Origin of the sequence: Natronococcus jeotgali DSM 18795 (assembly GCF_000337695.1) — an archaeon.
GTDB classification, from domain to species: Archaea; Halobacteriota; Halobacteria; order Halobacteriales; family Natrialbaceae; genus Natronococcus; species Natronococcus jeotgali.
In genome coordinates, this window is the sequence record NZ_AOIA01000035.1 from 1 (window position 1) to 17,616 (window position 17,616).

Annotated in this window: 17 protein-coding genes and 2 tRNA genes; 10 read left to right on the forward strand and 9 right to left on the reverse strand. The window is 60.7% G+C overall.

From position 1 onward, the window contains the following. Nucleotides 1-510 precede the first annotated feature (510 nt). The gene (locus C492_RS06690; RefSeq protein ID WP_008421657.1) at nt 511-975 is read left to right on the forward strand and encodes a type IV pilin; all 465 of its coding nucleotides are present in this window, start codon (nt 511-513) and stop codon (nt 973-975) included. A 1-nt stretch (nt 976) separates the two neighbouring features. Here C492_RS06690 and C492_RS06695 read toward each other — a convergent pair whose 3' ends face one another. Together C492_RS06695 and C492_RS06700 are read right to left on the reverse strand one after the other, a co-directional pair. Further along, nucleotides 977-1,534: a type 1 glutamine amidotransferase domain-containing protein gene (locus tag C492_RS06695; RefSeq protein ID WP_008421658.1), complete on the reverse strand. Its 558-nt coding sequence runs from the start codon at nt 1,532-1,534 to the stop codon at nt 977-979. 162 nt (nt 1,535-1,696) lie between these two features. Further along, complete coding sequence (locus tag C492_RS06700; protein ID WP_008421659.1) at nt 1,697-1,972, reverse strand: PadR family transcriptional regulator; 276 nt, start codon at nt 1,970-1,972, stop codon at nt 1,697-1,699. A 410-nt stretch (nt 1,973-2,382) separates the two neighbouring features. Between C492_RS06700 and C492_RS06705 the strand changes: the two genes are divergently transcribed. The 3 genes from C492_RS06705 to C492_RS06715 all read left to right on the forward strand — a co-directional run bounded on the left by C492_RS06705 (nt 2,383) and on the right by C492_RS06715 (nt 5,144). Then, nucleotides 2,383-3,102, forward strand: a complete 720-nt coding sequence (locus C492_RS06705) for a queuosine precursor transporter (RefSeq protein WP_008421660.1) — start codon at nt 2,383-2,385, stop codon at nt 3,100-3,102. 51 nt (nt 3,103-3,153) lie between these two features. Beyond that, on the forward strand, nt 3,154-4,254 hold the full coding sequence (locus C492_RS06710; protein WP_008421661.1) for an aminopeptidase: 1,101 nt from the start codon (nt 3,154-3,156) through the stop codon (nt 4,252-4,254). Nucleotides 4,255-4,526: 272 nt separating this feature from the next. Continuing rightward, the gene (locus C492_RS06715; protein WP_008421662.1) at nt 4,527-5,144 is read left to right on the forward strand and encodes a DUF309 domain-containing protein; all 618 of its coding nucleotides are present in this window, start codon (nt 4,527-4,529) and stop codon (nt 5,142-5,144) included. On the opposite strand, the gene azf is transcribed toward C492_RS06715, so the two are convergent. Continuing rightward, a complete protein-coding gene (gene azf, locus C492_RS06720; protein WP_008421663.1) occupies nt 5,145-5,903 on the reverse strand; it encodes an NAD-dependent glucose-6-phosphate dehydrogenase Azf in 759 nt (252 codons plus the stop codon). 93 nt (nt 5,904-5,996) lie between these two features. On the opposite strand from azf, the gene C492_RS06725 reads away from it, so the two are divergent. After that, nucleotides 5,997-6,359 carry a dihydroneopterin aldolase family protein gene (locus C492_RS06725; protein ID WP_008421664.1) on the forward strand — a complete coding sequence of 121 codons (363 nt, stop codon included), beginning with the start codon at nt 5,997-5,999 and terminating at the stop codon, nt 6,357-6,359. A 128-nt stretch (nt 6,360-6,487) separates the two neighbouring features. Further along, nucleotides 6,488-6,997 (forward strand): DUF5790 family protein, encoded by a 510-nt coding sequence (locus tag C492_RS06730; protein WP_008421665.1) that lies wholly within the window; start codon nt 6,488-6,490, stop codon nt 6,995-6,997. Between the two features lie 27 nt (nt 6,998-7,024). Here C492_RS06730 and C492_RS06735 read toward each other — a convergent pair whose 3' ends face one another. Then, on the reverse strand, nt 7,025-7,762 hold the full coding sequence (locus tag C492_RS06735; protein WP_008421666.1) for a creatininase family protein: 738 nt from the start codon (nt 7,760-7,762) through the stop codon (nt 7,025-7,027). 128 nt (nt 7,763-7,890) lie between these two features. On the opposite strand from C492_RS06735, the gene C492_RS06740 reads away from it, so the two are divergent. Continuing rightward, nucleotides 7,891-8,235: a DUF5789 family protein gene (locus C492_RS06740; RefSeq protein WP_008421667.1), complete on the forward strand. Its 345-nt coding sequence runs from the start codon at nt 7,891-7,893 to the stop codon at nt 8,233-8,235. Here the strand turns inward: C492_RS06740 and C492_RS06745 are convergent. Then, entirely contained in the window at nt 8,232-10,175 is a 1,944-nt protein-coding gene (locus tag C492_RS06745) for an ABC transporter ATP-binding protein (RefSeq protein WP_008421668.1), read from the reverse strand. The genes C492_RS06740 and C492_RS06745 overlap by 4 nt on opposite strands. Nucleotides 10,176-10,235: 60 nt before the next feature. Further along, a complete protein-coding gene (locus C492_RS06750) occupies nt 10,236-10,733 on the reverse strand; it encodes a DUF192 domain-containing protein (RefSeq protein WP_008421669.1) in 498 nt (165 codons plus the stop codon). A gap of 60 nt (nt 10,734-10,793) precedes the next feature. Between C492_RS06750 and C492_RS06755 the strand changes: the two genes are divergently transcribed. Continuing rightward, nucleotides 10,794-10,867, forward strand: a tRNA-Val gene (locus tag C492_RS06755). Between the two features lie 326 nt (nt 10,868-11,193). Continuing rightward, the gene (locus tag C492_RS06760; RefSeq protein ID WP_008421670.1) at nt 11,194-11,622 is read left to right on the forward strand and encodes a universal stress protein; all 429 of its coding nucleotides are present in this window, start codon (nt 11,194-11,196) and stop codon (nt 11,620-11,622) included. A gap of 185 nt (nt 11,623-11,807) precedes the next feature. On the opposite strand, the gene C492_RS06765 is transcribed toward C492_RS06760, so the two are convergent. Then, nucleotides 11,808-12,254: a DUF7344 domain-containing protein gene (locus tag C492_RS06765; RefSeq protein WP_008421671.1), complete on the reverse strand. Its 447-nt coding sequence runs from the start codon at nt 12,252-12,254 to the stop codon at nt 11,808-11,810. A gap of 212 nt (nt 12,255-12,466) precedes the next feature. On the opposite strand from C492_RS06765, the gene C492_RS06770 reads away from it, so the two are divergent. Next, a tRNA-Phe gene (locus tag C492_RS06770) sits at nt 12,467-12,540 on the forward strand. Nucleotides 12,541-12,904: 364 nt separating this feature from the next. Here C492_RS06770 and C492_RS24945 read toward each other — a convergent pair. Both C492_RS24945 and C492_RS06795 read right to left on the reverse strand, forming a co-directional pair. Further along, nucleotides 12,905-13,573, reverse strand: a complete 669-nt coding sequence (locus C492_RS24945; RefSeq protein ID WP_204365598.1) for a hypothetical protein — start codon at nt 13,571-13,573, stop codon at nt 12,905-12,907. A gap of 973 nt (nt 13,574-14,546) precedes the next feature. Continuing rightward, on the reverse strand, nt 14,547-15,014 hold the full coding sequence (locus C492_RS06795; RefSeq protein ID WP_008421676.1) for a hypothetical protein: 468 nt from the start codon (nt 15,012-15,014) through the stop codon (nt 14,547-14,549). Nucleotides 15,015-17,616: the final 2,602 nt, after the last annotated feature.

The window sequence follows — 17,616 nt, forward strand, 5'->3', positions numbered from 1 at the left end:
GAGGAGCCGGGACTGCGGCGCTTCTCGAGGTCGCCCTCGAGGTAGTCGTCGTAGACGTCCTCGAAGACGTCGTACCGACAGGCGTCCAGGACCAGACAGTAATCCCACTCGGACTCGAGGAACTGGTGGTCGTCCATTAATTGCGTCGACGTTGCGATTCGACCTATGTATTCTTACTGGTGAACGACAGTCCCCTCACTGTGCTATCGGCGGCGAAACCCACTTTCTGACCGGTCGGAGGAGCTTGTCGATCCCTCACGAGGCCGGGTATCGGCTCCGACGGCGAAACGCGTTCTCGCGAAGCCGATCCGGGGTCGCCGAACTGCACCGAGAACGCCCGCGTGCCGTTCCTCCGAAACGGGGCCGTACCGCCTCCGCCACTGAACTATATAAGCTATCGGGACTGTAAGTGGTGGCGACACCGCGATCGGCGGTCGACGGCGCGAGAACCGGTGAGAACGGCCTCGCCGCGCTCGAGTCGCGTCGCGATCGCCGGCGCGCAACACAAATATGGATTCGAATCAATTCACACCGAACCGACGCGGTAGCGAAGACGAACGAGCGGTCTCGCCGGTAATCGGCGTCGTTCTCATGGTCGCGGTGACGGTCGTGCTCTCGGCCGTGATCGCGGGGTTCGTCATGGAGATGGGTGACGGAATGGAGGAGTCGCTGGAAGCGACCGGCGCGGCGTCGTTCGATTTCGACGCCGACGAGGGCGCGATGACGGTGTCGCTCGTCTCCGAAGGGAACGCCGACGACTGGAAGATCGTCGGCGACGTTACGGATCCCGTGAACGGAATCGACGGGGCGGGCGAAACCGCGACCCTCGCCTGTCAAACGTCGGATGCCGACGCCGACGGAACGCTCGAGTCGAACGAAACCGGAACCGTCAGTGTCACGGCCTCGATCGACGACGGTGGTTCGACGGTCATCGGTGACACAGAGTACGACTGTAGCGACGTGAGCTCCGAGTAGCTCAGGAGTCGGCCGTCGAGAACTCTTTCAGAAGCGTTTCGCAGAAGGCGTCGAGATCGTCGGGGTTGCGGCTGGTGATTACGCCGTCGTCGACGACGACCGCCTCGTCGACCCACTCGCCGCCGGCGTTCCGAACGTCGGTCTCGAGGCTGTGGTAGGACGTCAGCGTCCGCCCGTCGACGACGTCGGCCTCGACCAGCAGCCACGGACCGTGACAGATCACGGCGACGGGTTTGTCCGCCGAGCGGTGCTCTCGGAGGAGATCGACGGCGTCGTCGTCGGTTCGGAGGGTGTCGGCGCCGACGGTTCCCCCGGGGACGATCAGCGCGTCGTACTCGTTTTCGGCGTCTTCGAACGTTCTGTCGATCTCGTAGCTACCGCCGGGCTCGAGGTCGTTGTTGACGGTCTCGGCTTCGCCCGGTTCCGACCCGAGAACGTCGACGGTCCCTCCGGCGTCCGTGACGGCGTCTCTCGGGTCGGTGAACTCGGCCTCCTCGCTGCCTTCGGGTGCAAGGAACACGCCCACGGTCGTTCCCTCGAGGTCGCTGGAATCGGTCACCACGAATGGCGTCGATTCCCGTGTCCAGAAGCGTTTCACTTGCCGTTGCAACCGCGTCACTGGAGCGTCGGATCGGAACCGACGGGCTCGATACTGCCGCTTCGGCGGATGCTAAACGGTGGGAATAGCGCTGACCACCCCACGCTTTTCAGCGGTGATCCCCTAGACGTCGACGTACTGTGATTCCCAGTCTCGGCGCTCTTCGATCGCCTCGTATCCTTCGTCGCTGATCGCGTAGTAGTTCGTTCGTCGATCGAGTTCTCCCTTCTCGACGAGTTCCTTGTTGACAAGGGTGTCGAGGTTCGGGTACAGTCGCCCGTGGTTGATGTCGCTACTGTAGTAGGTCTCGATCTCTTCTTTGATGTCCTGGCCGGACGGCTGGTCCGCCCCTGCGATGACGTACAGGAGATCTCGCTGGAAGCCGGTCAAATCGTCCATACTTTACCTATCAACCCATACCAGAGACACTCTATTTGTTATCAATCACGTATTACGTCCGTTGCAGCGGTTGGGGGTACACTAGGCCGTTTGCAACTGATATGATGGTATCTATACGCACCGTAACCGATCGGTACCGAGTATCTTTCCGCATTTATCCGGCTCACCAATGAATGCGCGATATGTCGGCTAAGACTCCGGAATATGCCACCTCGGCCTTCGAAACAGTCAGTTAGTAGTGTTTTATCGGTGTCTAAGATGGTTCGATATCCGAGACTGTTCACAGTAATAGAACCGTACCGAATATATTCGGCGTACGGGACGGTAGCTATCGCTAACGCTCGTCGAACCCGAAACGACCGGACGGGGCGAGACGCCACCGTTTAATTTCCCCACTCGAGAGATCACGCATGAACGACCCTCCTGCGACGCCGTCGGTCGCGCAGGTTTCGTTGATCGGCCTGTTCGTCGCCGCGCTCGCTACCGCCCAGCTGACCGCCTCGAAGGTGCTCGCGTTCGATATTCCGCTCTCGCTTCCCGTGACCGGTCCGGAACTCGTCCTGCCGGGCGCGGCGCTGGCCTACGCGCTTACGTTTCTCGCGAGCGACTGTTACACCGAACTGTACGGGCGCCGTGCGGCCCAGATCGTCGTCAACGTCGCGTTCGTGCTGAACTTCGCGGTGCTTGCCCTGGTCTGGTCGACGATCGTGGCGCCCGCGGCCGAGACGAGCGTCGACCCGGACGCGTTCGAGACCGCGCTCGGCGCCTCGACGAACGTCGTCCTCGGGAGTCTCCTCGCCTATCTCGTCAGCCAGAACTGGGACGTCTGGCTCTTTCACCGAATCCGGAATCGGACGGGCCGGGAGAAGCTCTGGTTGCGCAACCTCGCCTCGACGGGCACCAGTCAGGCGATCGACACCGTCATTTTCGTTTCGGTCGCGTTCGCCCTCGCGCCCGCCACCCTCGGCGTCGGCGAGGTGCTCCCGCTCGAGGCGCTGCTCGCGCTCGCGATCGGCCAGTACCTGCTCAAACTCGCGATCGCGGTGCTCGACACGCCGGTCGTCTACGCCGTCGTCTCGCTCGTTCGCTCGCGAGAACCGGGTACCGCCGAGGAGATCCACGCCTCGTGAACGATCGGCACGAACGGTGAGGGTTTAGTAGCCGGGAGGTGAGCCCCGGATATGGACGAACGCATCCGCGAACACGCCGCGGTGCTGATCGACTGGAGCGCCCGCGTCGAGCCCGACGACGACGTGGTCGTCTCGGTCGGCCCCGACGCCCACGAACTGGCGGTCGCCGTCGCCGAGCAGCTGGGCGAGCGAGGTGCGAACCTGCTCGCGACGTACGGGTCCGGCGAGATTACGCGCGCGTACCTCGACGCTCACGACGGCGAGTTCGAGGAACCCGTACACGAGCGGGCGCTGCTCGAGGAGACCGACGTCTACCTCTCGCTGGGCGGGGGTCGGAACACGAGCGCGATGGCCGACGTGCCCGGAGAGGTCCGTCGGGGCTACCGTAACACCCGGAAGGCCGTCCGCGAGACGCGGTACGACACGCGCTGGGTGTCGACGGTCCATCCGACCCGATCGCTCGCCCAGCAGGCGAACATGAGCTACGAGGCCTACCGGGAGTTCGCCTACGACGCGATCCTCCGGGACTGGGAATCCCTCGCCGAGGAGATGGGACGGCTCAAGACGCTGTTCGACGACGGGTCGGAGGTACGGATCGTCTCCCAGGGGACCGACCTCACGATGCGGATCGACGGTCGAACTGCCGTCAACAGCGCGGCCTCGGTCGCGTACGACTCCCATAACCTCCCCAGCGGCGAAGTATTCACCGCGCCGTACGGAACCGAGGGCGAGATCGCCTTCGACGTCCCGATGACGATCCGCGGTGAGACGATCGAGAACGTCCGCCTCGAGTTCGAGGGCGGCGAGGTCGTCGACCACGACGCCGAGCGGGGCGCGGCGGTAATCGGAGACGTCCTCGAGACCGACGCGGGGGCGCGCCGACTCGGCGAACTCGGCGTCGGGATGAACCGCGGTATCGATCGCTACACCGACAACATCCTCTTCGACGAGAAGATGGGCGAGACGGTCCACCTCGCCCTCGGTCGAGCCTACGACGCCTGCCTGCCCGACGGCGAATCGGGGAACGACTCGGCGGTTCACGTCGACCTGATCGCCGACGTCGGCGAGGAGTCCCGACTCGAGATCGACGGCGAGGTCATCCAGCGAAACGGTAGCTTCCGCTGGGAGGACGGATTCGAAGCGCGTCAGTAGCGCTCGCATAACGCCCTCTTATCCGCCGTTAGGAACCAGTTAGCACCGTTATTTTCCCAGATCGGGATGGAAGTGACCGCATAATAAGGGTCTCTCCCGCAGTTCGTTTCGAGTACCGCCATAACCGGTGGCGGAAGTAACCGGTTGGGGCGACCGCTGCACGTCCCGATCTCCGCTTGTCACAGTTGTCTGCCCGCCCCGCCGGAGGCGGAACGTATCCGGCAACTCACCGCTTTCGTGACGTTGACACCTCTCGAGTCCTAACTCGAGCTATGCGCAATCGGCTCCGAGCCGGCGTCGCGATCTACAACGACGGCTACTACCACGCGGCACACGACGCCTGGGAGGAGCGCTGGCTCGAACTCGAGACCGGAACCGACGACGAGGCGTTGCTCCGCGGGCTGATCCAGTTTACTGCCGCCGTCTACCACGCCCGCAACCACAACTGGGAGGGTGCAGTCGGACTCGCCGAGAGTGCACTCGAGTACCTGTCGGGACTACCGGCCGACTACCGGGACGTTCGACTCGATTCGATTCGGGACGCGCTGGAGACCCTCGCGGACGACCCGTCGGTCCTCGAGCGTCGGCCGCCGCCGCCGATCGAACACGAGGGACAGACGCCGGGGCTCGCTGGACTCGATTTCGACGCGGCGGCGCTCGCGGCGGTCGTCCTGGCGGCGGAACTCGGTTTCGATCCCGAACCGGTCGATCGCGCCCGAACGTACGCGCGGCGCGATCTCGAGTCGGGTAACGACGGGAGCCGCTTCATCTCGCTGCTGTTCGACTTCGTTCGCGAGGACGACCACCGCGGTCTCGTTTACCGACGGTTATCTCAACACGCAAAACGGCGACAGGCTCGCGAGGCGGACGTCGACGGACTGTTCGAGTAGCTACGCGGAGGTATCGTCGTCGTGGTGTGCGGAGTTGTCTTGGGGTTCGTAGTCGAGGACCTCGCGGGCGCGGTCGATCGAGTAGTACTTGCGGTCGTTGTCGGAGATGCCGTAGACGATCTCGTAGCCGTAGTCGGCTCGGATGCAGCAATCGAACAGGTGAGCACAGTCGCGATAGGAGAGCCACATCGCCTGGCCGCGCTCGTAGTCGATCGGCGGGTGGCCTTGCGTGAGATTTCCGATGCGAACGCAGACGACCGAGAGCCCGTACTCGTCGTGGTAGTACCGTCCGAGCGATTCGCCGGCGGCCTTCGAGACCCCGTAGAGGTTGCTCGGTCGCGGCAGTTCGGTGCCGTCGAGCAGGTAGTCGTCGTGCGACCGGTACATCTCGGGCGTGCGCTCGTCGGTCTCGTAGGCGCCGACGGCGTGGTTCGAGGAGGCGAACGCGACTTTCTCGACGCCCGCGTCCGCGGCCGCCTCGAAGACGGTCTGGGTGCCGTCGATGTTGTTCGTCAGGACGCTGTCCCACGGCGCTTCCGGACGCGGGTCGCCAGCGAGGTGGATCACGACGTCGATTCCCTCCATCGCTTCGCGAACGCTCTCCTCGTCGGTGATATCGCCGACGACGAACTCGCCGGGTTGATCGTCCGTCGGCGGATCGCGATCGATCAGGCGCCACTCGTGGTCGTCGGCGAGGCCACCGAGGATGGCCTGCCCGACCCGCCCCGCAGCCCCCGTTAACAGGACTGACTGTGCCATTCGTTCGGTGTGAAGGAAAGCGTCGGTAAGTAACGTGCGGTTCGGGTCCGCGGTACCGCAACCGCCTTCCGGTCCGGGCTCGAGCCACCACGTATGACCGATTCGACGCCTACGGACGCGCAGGCGGCGTGTTTCGAGGCCGGTATCAAGTTCGGGACGCTGTACCACCAGTTCGCCGGAACGCCCGTCGCACCCGAGAGCGCGGCCGGTCTCGAGACGGCCATCGAGGAAGCGATCGAGAATCAGCCCCACTGTACCGACGCGACCGTCGAGATCCGACGCGAGGAACTCGAGCGCGAACTCGACGCGTCGACCGCCGATTACACGGAGCTGACGGGTCGATTCCTCGAGGTCGAGATCGTCGTCGACTACGAGGGCTACGAGGTCGTCAGCCGAATGGAGATGGAGGACGGCTACCCGCTGATGCGGCTCGAGTCGGTCCGCGACGCCCCCTGATCCGCCGCGTTCGGAAGGCGTTCCTTTCGAAGTTCGACCGCCGTTTCGGCGGTATCGGGCCACCAGTGCCGGTTTTCACTTTCACTTTCGGGCTACCTTTTAACCACGGCGCCGGTGAAGGTGGTGACATGAGCCAAGCGACGCTCGGCGACGACGAGGAACTGTTCGGCGAAGCGGCCAGCGAGATGCGTGAGGACGTCGAGTCCTCGCTCGCGCAAGCCTGGAACGAGCTTCCGGCGGCCGACGACGTCTGGGAGACCGACGCCGAGAACGCGCTGGGCGTGCTCAACGGGCTCAAGTCGGCACTCGACGCCGGCGACGCCGAGGCCCACCTCCGTGACGCCAAGAAGTGGTACACGATGGGCCAGCGCGCCGACGCCTTCGAGGACGCCGACGACCTCGAGGCCGAGATCGAGTCGCTCGAGGAGACGATCGCCGACGTCTCCGCGGCCGGCGAGCAGGTCGGAGATCTCGCTTCGACGATCCCGTCGCTTCGCGGGGCGCTCCAGGAGGCCGAAGCCGAGAACGAAGACGACGAGGAGGAAGCCCCGGCGGCGACCGACGAATCGGACGAGAAAGACGCCGAGCAGACGGCAGCCGACGACGAAACGGAAGCGTCCGAGGAGTCGGAGGAGTAACGACTCGAGCGCGGTCCGCCGACGGGGCTACCGCCGTTCGGGTCGCGAGACGTCCCGCTCGGCGACGGCCTCGAGGAGCCGAACCAGGGCGTCGGCCGCCAGCTCGAGCAGTTCCTCGCCCCGCCGTTCGTCGCCGTCGGTCGGATCCCCGACCACACCATTGGCGGTAAACTCCGCGGAGTCGTATGCCAGGTTCGAGTGGCTGGTCCACTCCCCCCAGCCGTCGGCGGCGCCGTCGCGAGCGTCCTCGAGTCGGTCCTCGCGGACGAGATCCCGACCGACGCGACGGAGCAACGACGTCTCGAGGGGGCCGCCGTGACCCATGTCGCTCGAGTGGTCGCCGACTGCCTCGAACCAGGTGTACGGAACGGCGTACGCCTCGCCGCTTCGGGTTAGCCCACCGCCGATCTCCCGGAGCGCGTCGACGTTCCCGCCGTGGCCGTTCACGAGCACGACCCGATCGAAGCCGTGGTGGGCGAGGCTCTCGACGGACTCCCGGACGTAGCTCCGGAACGTGTCCTCCGTGACCCACATCGTGCCCGCGAACTGGCGGTGCTCCTCGGCGATTCCGACGGGAATCGCGGGGGCCCGAACGACCTCGCGATCGATCCGTTCGAGCGCCGCGTCGGCGACCGCCTCGGCGGTTACCACGTCGGTTCCGAGCGGCGCGTGGGGCCCGTGTTGTTCGGTGCTACCCACGGGAACGACCGCGAGATCCGTCTCCAGCTCCCGTACCTCCGTCCAGGTCGCCTCCGAGAGGTGCATACCGAACCGAACCGAGCCCGCACGCATGAAACTCCCGGTGACGGGTGCGCTCGAGGGGGCGACCGCGAGCACCCGCCGTGGCGTACGCAGGGTCAACTTGTTTGCAGCGCGTGGCGTACTGTTCGAGCATGAGTGACGATAGTCGCGAACTCGGAGTCGATCTGAGCGACGTCGAGGACGAACTCCAGAGCCTCGAGTACCCCGTCGGACAGGACGAACTGCTCGAGAAACACGGCGACCAGGAGGTCGGCATGGGCGAGGAGTCGGCAACGCTCGAGGAGTTACTCGACCCGCTCAACGAGGACGAGTACGGGTCCTACGACGAGGTCGAGCAGGCGATCATGAACATGGTCGGCGACGACGCGATCGGTCGGAAGAACTACAGCGACCGAACCCCGCCCGCGACGGGCGAACAGCGCCAGGAGGAGGGAGCGCCCGACCAGGACGGGCAGAGCGAACAGGAGTCGTTCTAGTCGTCGGCGTCCGCGTCGATCTCGGTACGGGCCTGTCGCCGCTGTGCTCGCTCGATGAATTCCTGGGGGAGCTCGTCGATCTCGCCCGCCTGTACGCCCCAGAGGTGCGCGTAGAGTCCGTCGTTCTCGAGCAGTTCGCCGTGCGTACCGCGCTCGACGATCCCGCCGTCCTCGAGGACGAGGATTTGGTCGGCGTCCTTGATCGTCGAGAGGCGGTGGGCGATGGCGAACGTCGTGCGGTCTTCGGTCAGTTCGTCGAGCGAGCGCTGGATGAGCATCTCCGTCTCGGTGTCGACGTCGCTGGTCGCCTCATCCAGTATGAGAATCTCCGGATCCTTGAGCACCGCGCGGGCGATGGCGACGCGCTGGCGCTGGCCGCCGGAAAGCTTGACGCCGCGCTCGCCGACCATCGTGTCGTACCCGTCGGGCAGGTTCTGGATGAACTCGTGGGCCTCCGCGGCCTTGGCCGCGCGAACGATCTCCTCGCGGTCGGCGTCGAAGCTACCGTAGCTGATGTTTTCCTCGACGCTGCCGTAGAACAGGAACGAGTCTTGGCCGACGTACCCCATCGATCGGCGCAGGCTCGCCAGCGAGACGTTCCTGACGTCCTGTTCGTCGACCCGGATCGCGCCGCCGTCGACGTCGTACAGCCGGAGTAGCAGTTTGAGCACGGTCGACTTCCCCGCCCCCGTCGGACCGACCAGCGCAACGGTGTCGCCGCCCTCGACCTCGAAGCTGACGTCGTCGACGATGCGCTCGCTGTCGTCGTAGCCGAAGGCGACCTCGTCGTACTCGACGCGTCCCTCGGTCACCTCGAGTTCGTCGGCATCCCGATCGCGCTCGATCCGGCCCTCCTCGTCCATCAGGCCGAAGATGCGCTCGCTCGAGGCCTCCGCGCGCTGGTACATGTTGATCACCTGTCCGAACTGGGCCATCGGCCAGACCAGCTGCTGAGTGTACATGATAAAGGCGACGAAGACGCCGGTCTCGAGGGTCCCGGAGAATGGTCCGGGTGCGCTCCCCGAAAAGACCCAGTAGCCGCCGACGAGAAACGTGAGGACGAACCCGATGCCGGAGATCAGCTGGAGCCCGGGGAAGAACTTGATCCGGAGCCAGATGGCGTCCCAGTTCTTGTCGTAGTAGTTTCGCGAGACGTCGTCGACGCGGTCGGACTCGTAGGACTCGGTGTTCGAGGACTTGATCACGTTGATCCCGCCGAGGTTGTTCTCGAGCCGGGAGTTGACCTTCCCGACCGACGAGCGGACGGCGGCGTACTTCGGCTGGATCTTCTTGACGAAAACGTAGGTGAAGATCGCGATCAGCGGTACCGGCGCCAGCGACACCAGCGCGAGCTGGGGGTTGAGCCAGAACAGCAGGCCGGTGATCCCGACGACCATCACGATCAGCCGCGTTGCGGAGTTCATCCCCTCGTTGAGGAACCGCTCGAGCTGGTTGACGTCGTTGCTGAGTACCGACATCATCTCGCCGGTCTGTTTGTTCGCGAAAAACTCCATGTCGAGGCGTTGCATCTTGTCGTAGGTCGCGGTCCGAACGTCGTGTTGCACGCTCTGGGAGAAGGCGTTGAACCCCCAGTTCCGCAACCAGTGAAAGACCGCTCCGAACACGAACGAGCCGGCGATCACGGCGACGACGAACCAGAACTGCTCCACCTGGGTCGTCGGCAGCCACGACTCCGGCAACACGACGAGCGGTACCTGTTCCTGAAACGCTCGATCGCCGAAGATCGAGTCGATCGCGACCGCGAGCAACAGCGCGGGGAGCAAATCGAGCGCGCGAGCGAGAACGCTCGAGACGAGACCGACGAGCACGGAAAACCAGTAGGGGCGACCGAAATCGAAGATCAACCGACGCATCGGACTCTCGACCTGCTCCCGTTGTTCCTCGAAGGGGTCGTCTTCCTCCCAGTCGATGCCACTCATTGCACTCGTCTCCGTGACCGCCGGCAATAAGAGTTCCCTACGAATCGAAACAGGTTGCCGTCAGTCGTCACCCGTTTCGATCTCGACTTTGTCCCCGACGTCGATTCCGTTTTCGTCGGCGTAGCCGATCGGTACCTCGAGCACCCACCGTCCCTCGCCCGTGTACTCCTGGTCCTCGCCGTCCTCGTCGGAACCGGGCTCGGGAGCGCTGTGGATCGTCGTGATCTCGCGGTCGGCCCCGATGAAGACGATGTCGATTCCGAAGTCCATCCCGCGCATCACGTACGTTCGCTCGTCCTCGCTCCCGTGGACGAACAGCATCCCCTCGCCGTCCGCGAGCGAGTCGTGATCGCTCAGTCCGGTGTACCGATCGGCGAGAGTGTCCGCGATTTCGACGTCGACCACGGCCGTCGGCTCGCCGCCATCGTCGAGCACTCGAACCGCGGCCCGGTCCTCGCTCCAGGGTGTGGCGACGACGCCCAACTGGACGACCATCGCCGCGGCGAGAGCGACCGCCGCAACGACGAGCAGCCCCTTCCAAACCCGCTCGAGAGCCATATCCCCGCTCCGACTCGAGAGAGTAAAGGTTATTCGGCCGGGGCCACTGGATTCGGGTGCGGGCTCGTGGTCTAGCTGGTTATGACGCGGCCCTTACAAGGCCGAGGTCGGTGGTTCGAACCCGCCCGAGCCCACTCCTGCTGCGAGCAATATCGCGAGCAACAGGACTGTACCGAGGCGGGTTCGAACGAGAGAAGACACAGTGCGAACGCAGTGAGCGCCCGTCTTCACGCGTAGTTCGAACCCGCCCGAGCCCACTTCACCGCGAGCGGTACTGCAGACCACGGCAGCCGGTGTCGGCTGTCACACGCCGTTCCGCAAAGTCGTCGCGCCTCTCCGCCCAGTACGCTCGTCTTATCCGAGCCGCTCCACGAACGAGTGCAACTCGCCTCCGCCGTACCGCGGAGAGTTGCTTTCGGATGAACAGAGCTTATCTGTAAACAGTGTGTACCACGCACACATGGTTGTCGTAGCAGCGATCGACGGCGAAGACGGATCGAAACGCGTCCTCGAGGAGGGATGGAAGCTCGCGGAACGGTTCGAGGAACCGCTTCACGCGGTCTTCGTCTACGAGGGATCAAGTCACAAAGCGCTCATTAACAAGTCGTTAGACGTCGACGACTCGATGTCGCCCGACGAGGTCGAAGCGCTCGCTGCGAGGCTGGTTACGGAGGCATCCGACGGGATCACTGACGCCAGCGAAGCGATCGGTCGCACCGGCGACCCTGCCAAAGAGATCATCGAGCACGCAAACGACGTGGATGCCAGCTACGTCGTCGTGGGCGGGCGTTCGCGCTCACCCGTCGGGAAGGCGTTGTTCGGCAGCGTAACGCAGTCGGTGCTGCTCGATGCGGACTGTCCGGTCCTCGCCGTAATGAACGAAGCGTGACCGCGCGGTCTCTGTGGGACACGCTCGAGGCAGTCGCCTGAGTCGGCTCGAGCCCCCTCGAGTCCGTCGGACGTCTGCAAGAGGTATCTCCTGCGAAAGCCGGATACGATCCGTGGCTCGGAGATCCGAGACGCTCGACGGGTGTAGCCGACCGTTGATCGGGGTAGCGCGCCCAGAAGAACGGGTCACTGCTTGAGTCGCGCCACGTTCTCCCGGATCTGGCCCAGGATTCCCTCGCCGGAGTCGGCCTCCAGCGCCGCGTGGAGCGTCGAGTCCTCGGGTTCGTCCTTGACGACGATCCGGAGGTACGGCTCGAGTTGCTCGAAGTTGTCCGAGAGGACGACCGTGTGGTTCTCCTCGTCGTGATCGACGACGCCCGCGTCGGCCAGTTTCGGAACGTGACACTGTACCGACGAGACGTAAACGCTCTTGTACTCGTTTTTGGCGACCTCGTCGGGAGGAACGTCGTGTTCCCAGCCGGCGACCCGTTCGGCCACTCGCGAGAGCTCGATCGGTCCCTCCCGTCCTCTCAGCGCGTACAGGAGGTACCGCCGTCGGCGGTTTGCCAGCAACTCGAGGATAGTGTCTGCTGACAGTTCTTGTTCGTCCCGATCCGAGCCAAGCGATTCCATAACACACTATTACTTACCGGCGCGGAAAAGGGTGTCTTGAATATCCGAAAAACCAATAGACAGCAGTAAATGAACGGTATATTCGGTGTTATTCTCTCCATTACTATTCGTTCAGTTCTCTTATCCGGAATCCGATACCCGAGATCGGAGCCGTACGGTTCCCGATCGCGATTCGAAATCCTTTTTTATATCATGGCCGGAGGTAGAGGTAAGCCGCCTTAGCTCAGACTGGGAGAGCACTCGACTGAAGATCGAGCTGTCCCCGGTTCAAATCCGGGAGGCGGCATGGCTTTTTCACTCGACCGAGATTCACAAGCCAGTAGCGCCGTATGGCGATTTTCTCATGAATTCCCGGAGTAGACTTGACCATGATTCTACTCGCGCCCCAACGCCTTCGGGCACTTCACTCTACATTCGATCCGGAGAACGCTTAGACCTTAGCGTACGAAATTGGACTCACTGGGACTCGTTCTCGGATATTTCCCTCGACTCATCCCAATAGGATCAGGATCGATATCTCGCTCGTCTTCGCCATCCTCAGGCGATTCCGGATCGTGCGAGCGGAAGACATCCTCTCAATACCGAATCGGCTCCTTGCTGCGCTCAGTGGCGAGACTCCGGGACTAGATAGAATTGGATCAGAGAAGCGATTAGAAGCTATCTGAATCTCCCTCGACGAAGGCCCGCCACTGATTCAATTGATCCGCTTCCTGGCTCTTTGGATCTTCGAGGATACCGAGAGTTGCTAAGTCATCGATGATCGAGTGGTCATACTTCCTGATCTCGTCGAGAAGCGCAGCCTCCCGATCCTGACTCCCATCCCCAGCCACTTCAATAAGACCGGACTCATTTTCGACATAATCGCTGGCCCTGCCGACGATATGGAGCTTCACTGCGACTCGATGAGCGAGCTTCCGATCGAGATCATCAATTTCGCCAGAGCCAGCCTGAAGCCGATTCAGAATCGCCTCGGAGACGTTATCGACGAATGCCCGATCATCCTTCTCGAGCGACTCATAGTAGTGATCCGGATCTGCATTGAGGGCATGGGTCTGAGCATTCTGATTCCCTTCGGGCGCTCCGGGACCTCCATCTCTGATCGCCCCTCCATGATGTTTACATCGACCATCTCCGAAATGCTCGGTCCCCTTTCCTGCCTCAGCCTCGCAGTATCCAGCGAAAATGCAGGTCCCGTCCTCGGTGCGTTCGGTCTTCTTGGCGTTGCAGTATTCGCCTGCCTCGGCTTGAGGGACCTTAGTCGATGCCATCCCGAGAAACTCTTCCTCTCGCTCGAGCGGATTGCCATCTGTATTACTCATAGGTATTGAAGTAGGACATAGTGGAGGTTGGCGTTTGTCAGAGGTCGAGAGAGGATACTCAGACTGATTTGGGGACTGACTTGGGAACTGATTTGGGGACTGGTTTGGAGACTACTCTGGGTAATAGGACTCGTTCTGGTACTCCTATTGATATCCTTTGAGATCATATCATCTCTACTACTATTCTTCTTGGTATTCATCCTCCTATTGATCCCCTTGATATTCACATACTCTAACTTCATCTCATTGACTTATTCGATAGACTTGGAGAAAAGGACTCTGCGAGCTACGATGACGCCTCTATCGACCGATTCCCGCTCTCTAACCTCCTCGCTTCGAGAATTCACTGAGCGCGGCGAAGAGCGATCCAAGACTCGAGCAGATATATTCCTCTCTCAATCCCAACAGATCCAGAGAAACGGCCTTCTCGCTGCGAGAAATAGCGAAGAGGACAAACTCGGGATCAGACCATTCGATGAGCCTCGAGAATTTGCTCGGGATAGTCGAGAAGGCCACCAATTACCAGAAAACCATCGTATCTCCTATCTCCTTATTCGAGAGATGCTCACTGGTGAGGAGATGCTCTCGAAGCTCCTTCCGGTTCATCTCNTACCAGAAAACCATCGTATCTCCTATCTCCTTATTCGAGAGATGCTCACTGGTGAGGAGATGCTCTCGAAGCTCCTTCCGGTTCATCTCATCGAACTCACTGGCAACTGTCTCGAAGGAGACTACGGGGTTATCCCACGTTCCAGTCTGCTTGACGACCCATGCATCGACTTCAGTACCGTACCGCTTTGCTCTGTTATAGTCGAATCGACGGTTAGCCNCCGTCGGAGATTCCTCGAGAGCTTCGATAGCCTCCTTCTCAGAGACTCCGAGATGCTCGGCGATCTCACTGGTGAAGACTACCGGCTCATACCGACTGTTCGTGTTGTGCTTCACGAACCTTCGAGCTTCCCGAACCAGCTCATCACTCATCGTCATCCTCTCCGCCGGAGCCGGGAGATGGGATATCGAGGTCATCATCCTGACTCGAGTTCGCCCGATCTTCCTCATTACGACCGATGTAACGCTGATTCGCCTTTTCGAACTCCCGCATATCCTCGTAGCTGTTCGCGGGGCCCTTGCGCTCGACCGTGATAGTCGAGGATCCTTCTTCCTGAGCGCCGCTACCGGGAGCCGGGATCTCAACCGTCTCGGTGATGACATTGGCTTTCTCGTCTCCCTCAGTCTCGATACTGAGGAGATCCTCCTGCTTCTCCTCCGGACTCATGACCTCGAGAGCAGAGTCAGGAAGCGGAACCGAAGCGTTCCGGATCTTCTGATCGAGGGAGTCGGAATCGGCCATCTGATTGATGGTAGTCTCGAGCAGTTCGACGCGCTTTGCGAGGGCCTCTCCCCCAACCTGTCGGGCTCGCTCTTTCAGGTCTTCAGTCATACCAATCCCTTCAGCATCGAGAATGATAACGATGGCGGCGGAAGCTACGATACTACTCTCATCAGTCCCTCTATACTCGATATTCTCTTTCTATATTCCCCCTCTCTGATCAGCATCCTCTCAGTCGCTGTGAGAAGCCACTGAATCGATTCAAGATGAGTCTGACCACTGGGACGCGGATGATGAGAGAAATCGACTGACGGGCTGATCTGTCCCTCTGAATCGGAAAGGGGATCCAATGGGATCCGACCCGATTCTGAAACCTGACTAGCGACGTCCGAGCCCGAGGTTGACCCTCGGTATCATCGAGTAGGTTATGACCCATCTTAGAGGCATCGGCGGGTTCATCATTCGAATTTGAGGAATCTGATTCAGTCTATAGAATGCTCTAGGGATACTCCTAAGTATCCTTAGAGATGTTTTCGAAGGCAAGTGTAAAGTGGAACCCTCATCTAACTGAAGGCAGACGATGCCCTTCGAGAACACCCGAGCGATCAAAGTCCGCAAGACTACTCGCGATAAAGTTAGAGAGGCGAAGGATTCGGCAGGTATGACCTACGGAGAGTGGCTTCAGATGGCCGTCGAGGAGCTGCATAACGAAGACTGATGGAGAACTCGATGCTGCTCTGGATAGGGGCCCTGATCGCCATCTCGCCGCTCATGATTGCCGGTCAGAGCCCTCCAGCAGCGATAGTTGCCCTATCCATCCTACTGCTGATTCATCGATTCAGAACGAACTCAGCGGTCTTCACAAGCTGATCATGATGCAGGGATCAAACCGGAGCATGGGGGTGCTCCGATCAGTTACTGAGGATGGATGGAAGTTGGATGGAGGGAGGCTCTCGGGAGGAACCCGTGAAGCTCCGAATTCGCTCCGTATCCGCATGAAGCTCCGAATCCGTATGAGACTCCAGTATCCATGTCAACGATAGATAGCAGAAGCAAAAGAAGTTTCGCTGGGAGTGAGCCGTCTCTTACTCCAGAAGGCGGCGTATCGATCGATGAGCTATCAGGAGAGAAGCTCCATGCTCATGTTCGGTACGCTTCCATCGATGAGAACGGAGAATTCTACCAGGAATCCTCTCTGAGATCCGTCTCAGAACATACCCCCGAGAACGCGAACTTCGTCAGTACTGGGATCTACCTCCTCACATCGGATCAAGAGGATCGACTCCATGAGGGAGTTCCTCCGAAGGAGATCCAGAACGAGTGCAACGATGACGGTAGAGTAGTCTACTCAGTCATAGCCGAGACTGACGAACTCAGAAAGGACGGGAGCTGGCAGAAGGGGAAGACGGAAGCTGAGTGCATTGAAGCTCTCAAGTCGTTCGCTGAGGAGTGGCTGAGTATCAACGAGTATGAGTTCTATTTCTCCGGGAATCGATCGATTCATCTCGAGACCGATCAGTACGTCACTGCAGAAGGTCTCTCACGACTGAAGGAGGAGGCTGAGGAGTTCAATCAGCAGAGTGAGGTCAAACTCGATACGAGTGTCTACAATCCGAACAGTGTGTTCCGAATCGAGGGAGCAGAGCATCGAAAAGGAGATGGCTGTGAGGCCTACAAACGAGAAATCTCCGAATCAGGCGAGATCTATTTCGGAGATGAGTTAGAAAAGCAGACTTTCCATAATCTCCCGACTCCCGAGGAACACATTGGAGACTCTCATCTCGATAACGATCGATGGGATCGATCGATTCAGAACTATCCCTACTACACTCCAAACAGCCATACTACAGCACCACAACCACATTGTTGTCCAGGAGATGTAAGTATAGAGCCTATACCCCAAGAATTCGATAACCAGTTGCTTGGGGGGNACTTAAAGAATAACGAGGATCAGGACTATCTCGGACTCGATCGGACTCCCGACTACGAGGAGATCGTTCCCTTCTCACCCTACAAGAAGTCGGGTGGGGAGAAGGGGAGGTCTGTGATCGTTGCTAAGCAGGTTGATAGTCCGCTGTGTCTGATGGAGAATGAGGGGAAGGCTCACATCCCTGCTGAGATCAAATCCGCTGTAGGCGGGGGAGACGGCTCTTACAATCGATCGGATACTGATACCACTCTGATCGAACTCTCGAGCAAGGACTACGCCAAGTGGGACTACGAATCGGGTGATTACGTCGTCATCATCGGAGGGAGATCCGGATCCTCTCGTATATTCAATCCTACTGAGAAGGTAGCAGGGAGGGTTCACGGGAAGCTCAAGCGAGAGGGACGTGAGGCTGCTTTAGAGTTCCTCTCAGAGAGTGGCTATGAGGTAGGAGAGAGTGGTTACAACGGAGATCGATCTACTGTGAGTAGCAGTAGTGGAGAGACTGAGGCGATGAAAATCAAACACGGGATAGAGAACGGGACTCGGGAGAAAAGCTATGATAACATCTTGAGTGTAGTCTGTCGGCTACTCCGGCTCGAGGGATGGGATGCAGCCTATGAGTGGTGTAGAGACGTATTCGGGTCTGGATTCGATTCAGAGGAGACGTATGACCGTCTCAAAGGGATCGCAGAGTTCTGGGACGACTTAGATCATGTGAACGTTCCTGAGAGGGGTGATCACTGATGAGTCTCTCCGATCCCTCGGATGACCTCGATCGGATCC

Coding starts and splice junctions, on each gene's coding strand:
- C492_RS06735 (WP_008421666.1), bottom strand. CDS start 7,762: ATGCACCTCTCGGAGGCGACCTGGACGGAGGTACGGGAGCTGGAGACG.
- C492_RS06700 (WP_008421659.1), bottom strand. CDS start 1,972: ATGGACGATTTGACCGGCTTCCAGCGAGATCTCCTGTACGTCATCGCA.
- C492_RS24945 (WP_204365598.1), bottom strand. CDS start 13,573: ATGAGTAATACAGATGGCAATCCGCTCGAGCGAGAGGAAGAGTTTCTC.
- C492_RS06715 (WP_008421662.1), top strand. CDS start 4,527: ATGCGCAATCGGCTCCGAGCCGGCGTCGCGATCTACAACGACGGCTAC.
- C492_RS06760 (WP_008421670.1), top strand. CDS start 11,194: ATGGTTGTCGTAGCAGCGATCGACGGCGAAGACGGATCGAAACGCGTC.
- C492_RS06730 (WP_008421665.1), top strand. CDS start 6,488: ATGAGCCAAGCGACGCTCGGCGACGACGAGGAACTGTTCGGCGAAGCG.
- C492_RS06745 (WP_008421668.1), bottom strand. CDS start 10,175: ATGAGTGGCATCGACTGGGAGGAAGACGACCCCTTCGAGGAACAACGG.
- azf (WP_008421663.1), bottom strand. CDS start 5,903: ATGGCACAGTCAGTCCTGTTAACGGGGGCTGCGGGGCGGGTCGGGCAG.
- C492_RS06690 (WP_008421657.1), top strand. CDS start 511: ATGGATTCGAATCAATTCACACCGAACCGACGCGGTAGCGAAGACGAA.
- C492_RS06710 (WP_008421661.1), top strand. CDS start 3,154: ATGGACGAACGCATCCGCGAACACGCCGCGGTGCTGATCGACTGGAGC.
- C492_RS06750 (WP_008421669.1), bottom strand. CDS start 10,733: ATGGCTCTCGAGCGGGTTTGGAAGGGGCTGCTCGTCGTTGCGGCGGTC.
- C492_RS06705 (WP_008421660.1), top strand. CDS start 2,383: ATGAACGACCCTCCTGCGACGCCGTCGGTCGCGCAGGTTTCGTTGATC.
- C492_RS06740 (WP_008421667.1), top strand. CDS start 7,891: ATGAGTGACGATAGTCGCGAACTCGGAGTCGATCTGAGCGACGTCGAG.
- C492_RS06765 (WP_008421671.1), bottom strand. CDS start 12,254: ATGGAATCGCTTGGCTCGGATCGGGACGAACAAGAACTGTCAGCAGAC.
- C492_RS06795 (WP_008421676.1), bottom strand. CDS start 15,014: ATGACTGAAGACCTGAAAGAGCGAGCCCGACAGGTTGGGGGAGAGGCC.
- C492_RS06725 (WP_008421664.1), top strand. CDS start 5,997: ATGACCGATTCGACGCCTACGGACGCGCAGGCGGCGTGTTTCGAGGCC.